At 73.9% G+C, this 752-nt stretch carries 2 pseudogenes; both read left to right on the top strand.

What is annotated here, in order from left to right:
• Positions 1 to 650, top strand: a pseudogene (locus ABZW03_RS38200) (hypothetical protein); the annotation flags it as partial.
• 10 nt (positions 651 to 660) lie between these two features.
• Positions 661 to 752, top strand: a pseudogene (locus ABZW03_RS38195) (roadblock/LC7 domain-containing protein); the annotation flags it as partial.

The raw sequence follows: 752 nt of genomic DNA, 5'->3' as shown, positions 1-752 counted from the left end.
ACGAGTACGCCGGCCAGTACGACCGGCAGGCCGAGGAGTCCCCGGCCGGCCACCCGTACGCCCCGGAGCCGCCCGCGCTGCCCGCCGCCGAGCCGCCCACCACCCTGCCGTCCGGGCTGCCGCAGCGCCGCCCCGGCGAGCAGCTGGCGGGTGGCGGCCTCCCCGCCGCCCCGGCCGGCGGCAGCCCGTCCGGCGACAGCCCGAACTGGTTCGCCGGCGCCAAGGACACCTCGGCGCCCGCCGCCCCCCAGCGCGGCCACGACGTTTCCTCGCTCGGCGGATACGGCCCGACCGGCCCGACCGCCAGTGCCGCCTGGCAGTCGCCGAACGACGGTGACTGGCAGCGGGCCGAGCAGCTGCGCGAACCCTCCTCCAGCGGCACCACCGGTGCCGGTCTGCCGCGGCGCGTGCCCAAGCAGAACCTGGTGCCTGGCAACGCCAAGCCCACCCCGCAGGACGGGCCGCAGGTCTCCCGCAGCCCGGAGGAGGTCCGTGGCCGCCTCACCAACCTGCGCCGCGGTGTGGAGCAGGGCCGCAGCGCCGGTAACACCGGAAGCTTCCGGATCGACCCCGATCAGGTAGACCAGTCCGGCAACGGACAGAACCGGAGCACCGATCTCTTCGGCGGCTCGAACCACCAGGAGCGTTGAGTTGACTCAGATGAGCCAGGCCGCACAGAACCTGAACTGGCTGATCACCAATTTCGTGGACAACACCCCCGGGGTGTCCCACACCGTGGTGGTCTCCGCGGA

The organism is Kitasatospora sp. NPDC004799 (assembly GCF_040609095.1).
Lineage (GTDB): Bacteria > Actinomycetota > Actinomycetes > Streptomycetales > Streptomycetaceae > Kitasatospora.
Note: the sequence above shows the minus strand (reverse complement) of the source record. Positions and strands in the feature narration are given on the sequence as shown.